Here is an 8,810-nt window from a genome sequence, read left to right on the forward strand (position 1 = left end):
TAATATGTCAATATCTCGATTCTAATAACGGCTCATCACCGTCTTCCCCTCACCAACCGGTTCGAAGAAAATGCTCCAGGATCGTAATTCATGCTGTTCTTTGCACTGACTTGCACCAACCGTCAGCTCTCTCTATCAGGGAGAACATACATTACTGTAATCCATTCAACGCTCATTTATTAATATATTGAGTATCCTACAGGAAAAGTGATGAAAAATCAATATATTTATTATTAATATATTTTCAGAGCTCACATATAATACATAGAGAGACGTCTACACGGCATTGTTTATTCCTGTATATTTTTTTCTTTCTTTACTTTATTGATGTTTTAAATTCAATTTTGAAAGGTAAAAACGTCCTTTCTGAGCAGCGATTCAATAAGCCCAAAAATATAACCGACCAATTTGTGTTATAATAGAAGTATCTTTGAAGGGAGATTGTTAATTTGCTTAAAGGCGGAGATAGTGTATTTTATCCTTTTCACGGAACAGGGACCATAGAATCAACGGAATATATGAGGGAAAGAGAATATTTCAAAATATTCTTTCCTTTTAAAAAGTTACATGTGTTTGTACCGAGTCAAAACGAAAACCAGAATGGTCTACGCCCTATAATTTCTTTAGAACAATTAGAGCAAGTAAAATTAGATTTCTATGACAATGGTGTTCCTTTGCCTTCTTCAGTAAGTGAACGATCTAAAGTCTTGGACAGTAAGATGAAATTAGGTACTACATTAGAAATCAGTCAGATAATAAGAGATCTGATGCACTTCCATACCACGGACGGTCGCTTATCTCAATCAGACAAAAAAGTATATAAAAATGCAGAAGAGTTTCTTATTGGAGAAATTCAAGAAATAAAGAATATTTCATATGATCAAGCCTCTTCTGACGTGAAATCTTTAGTTGAAAATCGTTTTAAAATAGATGCACCTACTTTCAGATAAGATATGATAATTATGTCTTATTTGAGAATATTGATTGTCTTAAGATCATAAAAAGGTCTACGTTCTGCATTAGAACGTAGACCTTTTTATTTTGTTAACAAGAATTTTGTACTTGTCAAACTAATATGTAGTGTCATTTACTAACTCTGTTTTATTTTGAGAATCTACGTACTTAGTTATGAAGGCCTGCTCTTTTTGCATGATTAGCTGCTTTCACTGGTTCCGGTGCGGTCCTATTATCTTGTGCCTGTTGTTTTGTTTCTTCGTCACCGCCGACAACGTGATCCTCATCATTCATGAGTGCTTCATAACCCTGTTTTGCAGCGAGATCTTTACCATTTTTCTTAGAAGAGCCGATTTCAATGGAGTCCATCCCTGCATTCGAATGGAAGTTGGTGTCTGTTGCTCCTGGCAGCAATGCAGTGACAGTAACGCCTGTTACGCGCAGAGATTCTTCAAACATATATCCAAAGGCCTTCGATGGACCATATACAGTTTCATAGGTGAAGGCTGCGTTGCAGAAATAGATGCGACGATCAGTATTCTGCCTTTGCCATTCGGAACCATATGCTGCACTACTCGCTTCGCCAAGGATTCTAGAATAATAACTCTTTACAAATCCTCTGTTCTTTAAATTCTCTATTCTAGAGAATGATATACTTCAAATATAATTTTCCTTAATTCAAAAAGCCACAGAGGCAATAAGCACTCTGTGACTTTCATAAGATTTTATTATTTTACATGTAATACTATTAATAACAATTCTAAGCAGACTGCTTTACTGACCTCATTACCAAGATTTATGAATGCACAACTTCTTTTTTATCATGAATCGTAGCAAAGAAGTTTTTAGCTGATTCTAAACACTTTCTTGCATGCTCTTCGTATCCATATGCTTCTGCTCTTTGTTTATGGGGAATTTCAAGAGAATAGACAATATCATCTGGCATATAAGAAAGAATTTCTTTGTTATCAATTCCTTCTTCATCCACGTATAAGCGTTCCTCCCTTAAGATACGCGTCATTTCCTCTATATCTTCAGAAATAGTACTCGTGGCATTGCACAAATGAAAGAAGTTGATCCATTTTCTAGGGATACGCTTCAAATCTTCTACCTTATCTCCAAATAGATGAACAGAACGGTGAAAATGATGGGAATCCACTAATATAGCCGCATTCTGGCGTTTCACACTGTTTAGTATCGCCAGCGCCCCTTTTAGATCATAGACACCAGCAATCGTCACAAATTCAAGTTGCACAGTCAGACCATACGGCTTGGCTAAATCACAGATCTGCGCAAAACTATTTTTTCCAAATTCAAGGTCATCTGTCCAAATACTCGCTATTACATGCTTGGCACCTAATTCCTGTGCAATCTTGAACGATGGAACGAGTGAAAGGGGATCTGTTTCTTCTTCTACTCTCACTAACTCGATATCCCATACTTCTAACCCGGTTTCTTTTAAAGCTTGCTTTGTATCATCAAGCATTTCTTTACTTGTAGAAAGGTCATAATTTGGTTCACCGGGCAAACCCATATATATGGTACGAATACTTGCGTAGTCGTAGCCAGTTCGAGCTGCCATACGAATGAATTCTGGAGGTGGTACTTGTAGTGCTGTCAAATGTGCCAGTGAGAATTTTTGCTTGCGTTTTTTTGCTGTGTTCATTTCTTCATCTCCTCTTCATTTTCCTTACATAAAAGAAAAGGAGTAAAGACTACAAAAATACAACCCACATAGTATTAGAAACTGACTGTCAGCTGACAATCAAACTAACTTATAGAGCTTCCTTCCAGTCTTCTCGCAGCAGTGCATAAACATTCGCATCATACGTTTTGCCGCCATGATAATAATAACTGCGCAAAAGCCCTTCTCTTTCGAATCCTTGTTTTTTCAACAGAGAAGCAGATGCTTTGTTCTCGGGATACACCATAGCTCCAATACGCAGCAGATCTAGTTCATTGAAACAGTACTTCAATACAGCTCCCATCGCTTCATTCGCTAACCCCTTCTTCCAGTGGTCGGGATGTAGTTCATATCCGATTTCAGCACGTCGATTACTGCGATTAACTTGATGTAAGCCAATAGTTCCGAGGAAACGACCTGCTTCCTTGCAGAACATACCCCATCTGATGACACGGCCTTCTTGCAGACCGCATCGGAAGGAGGATATGACCCGCTCTGCTTCATCAATAGACTGGAGCGGCTCCATACCGTAGAACTTTGTTACTGTAGGGTCGGACAGAGCGGCAAATACGTATGGAGCATCCTGCATCTTTACTTCATCCAATACTATTCGTTCGGTTTCAAGCTTTTGAAATGTCAGCATATTTATCTCTCCCTATGTATAAAAAGACGCACTAGCAAAATTCTAGTGCGTCTTGTGGTGTGTTTAGCCTTTTAGTTCATTGATGCGCTGCTGTACGCGTGCGCGTTTATCTTCATAATCTGCTTGTTTAGCACGTTCTTCTTCAACGATCTTTTCTGGTGCTTTGCTGATGAAGCCTTGGTTGGAAAGCTTTTTCTCAACACGATCGACTTCTTTTGTCCATTTGTCGAGTTCTTTCTCCAGGCGTTCAATTTCTTTGGAGATATCGATCAAGCCTTCAAGCGGCAGGTAAAGCTCTACGCCAGTAAGAACAGCTGACATCGCTTTATCTGGTGCTTGGATTGCTGTTGCAATCGTCAGCTCACTTGGATTACAGAAGCGTTCGATATAGTGCTGCTGTGCCTTAAGCTCTGCTTCGATTGTATTGTCTTCTGCTTGGATAAGCAGTTGAATCTTTTTGGACATCGGTGTATCAACTTCAGCACGGATATTACGGACAGAGCGGATGATGCTCACTAAGCGTTTCATCTCTTCTGATGCTTTTTCATCATGCAAATCTTTGTTGACTGTCGGCCATGCAGCAACTGTGATGGATTCACCTTCATGCGGAAGCTGCTGCCAGATTTCTTCCGTGATGAATGGCATGAATGGATGCAGCATGCGCATTGTTTGATCGAGTACATGTGCAAGAACAGAGCGTGTCATCTGCTTAGCATCTTCGTCTTCGCCGTATAACGGAAGTTTCGCCATCTCGATATACCAGTCACACACATCATCCCAGATGAAGTTATACAAATGACGGCCAGCTTCACCGAATTCATATTTCTCTGCGTTGTATGTGACAGCTTCGATTGTTTCATTCAAGCGAGTAAGGATCCATTTATCTGCAAGACTCTTCTCTTTAGTCAAATCAATATCGCTGTACTGTAAGCCTTCCATATTCATCAATGCGAAACGGGATGCGTTCCAGATTTTATTAGCAAAGTTCCAAGTGGACTCTACTTTATCCCATTGGAAGCGCAAATCCTGACCTGGTGATGAACCAGTTGATAGGAAGTAACGCAGCGAGTCTGCACCGTACTTTTCGATAACATCCATCGGGTCAACACCGTTACCGAGTGATTTACTCATCTTACGGCCTTCGCCGTCACGTACTAGACCGTGAATCAATACATCTTTGAATGGACGTTCGCCTGTGAACTCTTTGGATTGGAAGATCATACGGCTCACCCAGAAGGCAATAATGTCATATCCTGTTACGAGTACATCTGTCGGGAAGTAGCGTTTGAAATCAGCTGCTTCTGTATTAGGCCAATCCATTGTGGAGAACGGCCATAGGGCAGAAGAGAACCACGTATCAAGTACGTCTTGATCTTGTTCCCAGTTCTCGATGTCTGCTGGCGCTTCTTTGCCAACGTACACTTCGCCTGTTTCTTTATGATACCAAGCAGGAATACGATGACCCCACCATAGCTGACGGGATACACACCAATCGCGGATGTTTTCCATCCAGTACGAATATGTTCTTTCGAATCGTTCTGGTACGAAGTTGATTTTGTCTTCGCCCGCTTGCAATTCCAAAGCTTGTTTCGCTAGCGGTTCCATGTTAACGAACCATTGTGTGGATAGATACGGCTCTACCACTGCGCCGCTGCGTTCGGAATGTCCAACGCTGTGCATATGGTCTTCGATTTTGAAGAGGATACCCTGCTCCTGTAAGTCTTTAACGATTTGCTTACGAGCTTCAAAACGATCTAAGCCGTTATATTTACCGGCATTTTCATTCATTGAGCCATCTTCATGCATGACGAGGATGCGTTCAAGATCATGACGGTTACCTACTTCAAAGTCATTCGGGTCATGTGCAGGTGTAATTTTCACCGCTCCGGAACCGAATTCCATGTCAACATAATCATCCGCTACGATCGGGATTTCCCGATTCACTTCCGGCAAGATGACCGTTTTACCAATCAAGTGCTGGTAGCGCTCATCATCCGGGTGTACAGCTACTGCCGTATCCCCTAGGAATGTTTCCGGACGAGTTGTCGCGATTTCGATATGTCCTGTTCCGTCAGCAAGTGGATAACGCATATGATAGAAGTGACCTTGTACGTCCTTATGGATTACTTCAATATCAGAAAGTGCCGTTTTGGCTGCTGGATCCCAGTTGATGATATATTCGCCACGGTAAAGCAAACCTTTTTCATACAATGTAACGAATACTTCTTTAACTGCTTCAGATAGCCCTTCATCCAATGTGAATCGTTCACGTGAATAGTCAAGACCAAGTCCCATCTTCGACCATTGCTTGCGGATGAAGCTTGCATATTCTTCTTTCCATTCCCAGCTCTTCTCTAAAAAGCCTTCGCGGCCAAGGTCATAACGGCTGATGCCCTGCTCGCGCAGTTTTGCATCTACTTTTGCTTGTGTCGCGATACCTGCATGGTCCATTCCTGGAAGCCAAAGCACATCATATCCTTGCATACGTTTCATACGTGTAAGAATATCTTGTAATGTTGTATCCCACGCGTGCCCTAAGTGCAGTTTACCTGTTACGTTTGGCGGCGGGATTACGATGGAATATGGCTGTTTGCTTTCATCCCCAGTTGCTTCGAAATATTTACCATCAAGCCAGAATTGGTAGCGGCCTGCTTCGATGCTTGCCGGATCATATTTGGATGGCAGTGTGTTGTTTTCTTGTGATTTGTCTGTTGTCATGCCTGGTTCCTCCTTTAATGCTTTTGGTGACATATAAAAACCCTTCTCATCCAAAAGGACGAAAAGGGTTAGTTTCCGTGGTACCACCTTCATTTACGACACTAATTATACGTATCGCACACTCGAGGGAGATAACGGCTCTTCACCGGCTCCCCCTACTGACTAAAAGTCACATTCGGGGTCGCTGCATACAGGGCGACCTTCTACTGCAGGTATCCGGGAAACTTCCACCAATTTGCTTCCCTCTCTAGTATGGATCCTTACACTATACTCTTCCCTGTCAAAGCATTTGTATCATGTATTGTATAGCTTATTGTATCCACTTGACAGTAAAAAAGTCAATGAAGAGGCATATTTTTTTCAAAAAAGGGTAACCGCCTAGCTTTTCCCATTCATATACTATCTATAGGAGGGATGACAATGAGTAAATTCAACCGCAACAACATGCCGGGTTTCCTCAAGTATTGGGTCAATGTCACCGAGAAGGCGGTAATTCCGCTGATCATTTTCCAGTTCATTCGGACAATATTGTTTCCGTCGATTTTGGATATTTTGTTACTTGGCGGCTTGATAGCTCTCTACTTCAGCTTTCAGTCGAAATCAATCTGATCAAGAATCCGCGCCTTCCTGTTCTTCCTGATCACGAAGATCCTGGAAATAGGATTGTGCCTGGAGAGCCTGCATCAGCTGCCTATGTGTCTGGGTCAATTCTAATACAACAGCAGGGGTATCCGCCTTCTGCGGAGCATCTACATACTCTCTCACCTGCTTCAAATACCGGCCCGGATGCAGTAAATGCAGCATGAACAGGCTCTCTTCGTTTTTCTTCATTTGCCGGTGTTCTTCATACGTATGCAAATAATATGGCGGGTTCATCACATTACTGTCGATAAACCTCCATTCCTCTTTATAATAGGCAGCAAGATCCAAGCTAGGATTACCGAGCTTGGTCTTTTCCCAATTGAGCAGATGCAGCGGTCTGCCCTCCTGGACATGAGAAGGACGTAAGCTTCCATGCAGAACGCTATGCTCCATCTCAGGATCTGCCTTCAGATCTGCATCATAATGGTCATACCACTTATCCAGCATCGCAGACACATGCTCTAAATCTTTGTAATGCGTACAAACTAGCAGTGGAACAACCCCCATATATGTCTGGGATTCGAAACGCTCCACCAAAACAAGCAGCTCCTCCCTGTCTTGCTGGAGCTTTTCTTTTTGCTTTCGTATAGCCAATGCGTATGCTTCATAATCAATCGGATAACGTTTGCTGGAGGAGGCATGGATTTTTCCGAGTGAGGTAAACAGCATCTCATAAGGGTGATCCGGTTCATCAGTTCGATGCCGCTCCAGCCACGGCATCAGATAATAAACTTCTCCTTCATCCACCACGTAAAAATTCTCCTGCAATGTTTGATAGACAGGCGGAACACCTTCCCGATAGAAATTATGCTTGCCTTGGACGACCATCAGCCAGCGGTCGAGCCGCTCCGGATGGAGGGATGACCTTTTTAAAGCAAAAGCCGCCTGGTGCGTTTGCACTTTAGACAGGCGGCTGGTTATGGCTTGAACCGAGGCTGGCGTAATGCCATAGGCAGCTAGTATTCGATCGATATTTTCCATCTAGCACACCCCGTTCATTCTTTTTAGTTCTTTCTTGAACGTCGCTGCGGTATGAGAAGCAGCTGCCCCTCCGATACTGTTTCCTCTTCCAGATTGTTGGAGCTTGCAATTGAGCTGACCGGCACGTCATATCGAGTCGCAATCTTCTCCAACGTATCTCGTTCCTGGACGATGCAGACACGAAGCTTTGTATAAGTTTCTTCTCGTGCACCGAACATACTGACAAGGAAATTGCTGCTGTCTTTCCGTTCTGCTATTTCATCTGTTTCTTCTTCTTCTTCTTCCTCAAACACTTCCGGCAGATCCTCCGGCTGCAGCTCTTGATTGATTGGCACTGACTGCAGCGATACGTCATTATATGCATCTTCGTATGTTTCTTCCGTATCAATATCTTCTGCAGTTACATCTGCTTGAGGTACTTCTTTAGGCTCGACTGGCTTACTACCGAAGAATTCACTGAATGTCTTCGTCTCTTTATATTTCCATCTGTCATCCTCTTCAGGTGTCAAAAGTGGAGGTGCCTCGAATCTGATTGGCTCAGGAGGTGCTTCTTCTTCTTGCTTTGCTTGATAAGTAAAGGTGAAATCTGGTCTATCGGAAGGTTCTTCATGCGGTAGTTCCCGATCCAGATAATACACATCATCATCCTGAATATGCGCTTGACGGAAGTCGGCCGCTTGATACACATCCTCCAGCTCATCCGGGAGCACGAAAAGTTCTTCTGGCAGCTTACCCTTACCAGCTTCAGGAAATTGATAAGTATTTTGTACATGTGATTGTTCTTCTGCTTCATAAACTGCTTCTTCAGGAGGCCTTGCAGCAGGCTTCTCCGCTTTTATAGTTACCTTTGGAGAAACAGGTGCTTGATTCTGAGCAAAAGCTTGTGGTTCTTCCTGTTCTTCAGAAGGGCGTTGTTCCACATAGTCTGATGATGCAGCTGAAGTCTCTGACTCCTCTAGTCTTGCTTCCGCCTGAGTTTGCTCTGCATACTCCTGAACAAATGAAGTGCTTTGAGCCTCGGTTTTCTGATCGCGAGTTTCTGCTTTTAGTTCTGCTTCTACCTCAGTTTCCGTATATTCTTGAGAAAACTGATAACCTTGCTGTTCGGCACCCTGATTGTCTCGTGTTTCTGCTTCTTTTTGCTCTACATATTCTTGAGCAACATGATAACTTTGCCCCTCGGCCTCA

General features: G+C 42.7%; 8 protein-coding genes and 1 other annotated feature. Of the genes, 2 read left to right on the top strand and 6 right to left on the bottom strand.

Annotated features, from left to right (window positions below):
* Positions 1 to 449: 449 nt before the first annotated feature.
* Positions 450 to 950 (top strand): CarD family transcriptional regulator, encoded by a 501-nt coding sequence (locus CHH58_RS06250; RefSeq protein WP_170937541.1) that lies wholly within the window; start codon positions 450 to 452, stop codon positions 948 to 950.
* A gap of 172 nt (positions 951 to 1,122) precedes the next feature.
* On the opposite strand, the gene CHH58_RS06255 is transcribed toward CHH58_RS06250, so the two are convergent.
* The 4 genes from CHH58_RS06255 to CHH58_RS06270 form a co-directional block, all read right to left on the bottom strand.
* The gene (locus tag CHH58_RS06255) at positions 1,123 to 1,413 is read right to left on the bottom strand and encodes a hypothetical protein (RefSeq protein WP_212551791.1); all 291 of its coding nucleotides are present in this window, start codon (positions 1,411 to 1,413) and stop codon (positions 1,123 to 1,125) included.
* 337 nt (positions 1,414 to 1,750) lie between these two features.
* Complete coding sequence (locus CHH58_RS06260; protein WP_095262201.1) at positions 1,751 to 2,620, bottom strand: sugar phosphate isomerase/epimerase family protein; 870 nt, start codon at positions 2,618 to 2,620, stop codon at positions 1,751 to 1,753.
* 109 nt (positions 2,621 to 2,729) lie between these two features.
* The gene (locus tag CHH58_RS06265; protein ID WP_095262202.1) at positions 2,730 to 3,281 is read right to left on the bottom strand and encodes a GNAT family N-acetyltransferase; all 552 of its coding nucleotides are present in this window, start codon (positions 3,279 to 3,281) and stop codon (positions 2,730 to 2,732) included.
* Between the two features lie 63 nt (positions 3,282 to 3,344).
* A complete protein-coding gene (locus CHH58_RS06270; protein ID WP_095232915.1) occupies positions 3,345 to 5,999 on the bottom strand; it encodes a valine--tRNA ligase in 2,655 nt (884 codons plus the stop codon).
* Positions 6,000 to 6,050: 51 nt separating this feature from the next.
* Positions 6,051 to 6,292 (bottom strand) — a binding site (T-box leader).
* Positions 6,293 to 6,419: 127 nt separating this feature from the next.
* Between CHH58_RS06270 and CHH58_RS06275 the strand changes: the two genes are divergently transcribed.
* Positions 6,420 to 6,608 carry a hypothetical protein gene (locus tag CHH58_RS06275; RefSeq protein ID WP_095226701.1) on the top strand — a complete coding sequence of 63 codons (189 nt, stop codon included), beginning with the start codon at positions 6,420 to 6,422 and terminating at the stop codon, positions 6,606 to 6,608.
* Here the strand turns inward: CHH58_RS06275 and CHH58_RS06280 are convergent, their stop codons facing one another.
* Both CHH58_RS06280 and CHH58_RS06285 read right to left on the bottom strand, forming a co-directional pair.
* Positions 6,609 to 7,622: a hypothetical protein gene (locus tag CHH58_RS06280; RefSeq protein WP_095226700.1), complete on the bottom strand. Its 1,014-nt coding sequence runs from the start codon at positions 7,620 to 7,622 to the stop codon at positions 6,609 to 6,611.
* Positions 7,623 to 7,645: 23 nt separating this feature from the next.
* A partial coding sequence (locus CHH58_RS06285; protein WP_141235089.1) for a LysM peptidoglycan-binding domain-containing protein occupies positions 7,646 to 8,810 on the bottom strand: 1,165 nt, incomplete at its 5' end.

Origin of the sequence: Terribacillus saccharophilus (assembly GCF_002272745.1) — a bacterium.
Taxonomy (GTDB): Bacteria; Bacillota; Bacilli; order Bacillales; family Amphibacillaceae; genus Terribacillus; species Terribacillus saccharophilus_B.

What these genes read in the sequence shown, in the direction of transcription:
- CHH58_RS06255 (WP_212551791.1), bottom strand. Translation starts at nt 1,413, where the DNA reads ATGTTTGAAGAATCTCTGCGCGTAACAGGCGTTACTGTCACTGCATTG.
- CHH58_RS06260 (WP_095262201.1), bottom strand. Translation starts at nt 2,620, where the DNA reads ATGAACACAGCAAAAAAACGCAAGCAAAAATTCTCACTGGCACATTTG.
- CHH58_RS06265 (WP_095262202.1), bottom strand. Translation starts at nt 3,281, where the DNA reads ATGCTGACATTTCAAAAGCTTGAAACCGAACGAATAGTATTGGATGAA.
- CHH58_RS06270 (WP_095232915.1), bottom strand. Translation starts at nt 5,999, where the DNA reads ATGACAACAGACAAATCACAAGAAAACAACACACTGCCATCCAAATAT.
- CHH58_RS06275 (WP_095226701.1), top strand. Translation starts at nt 6,420, where the DNA reads ATGAGTAAATTCAACCGCAACAACATGCCGGGTTTCCTCAAGTATTGG.
- CHH58_RS06280 (WP_095226700.1), bottom strand. Translation starts at nt 7,622, where the DNA reads ATGGAAAATATCGATCGAATACTAGCTGCCTATGGCATTACGCCAGCC.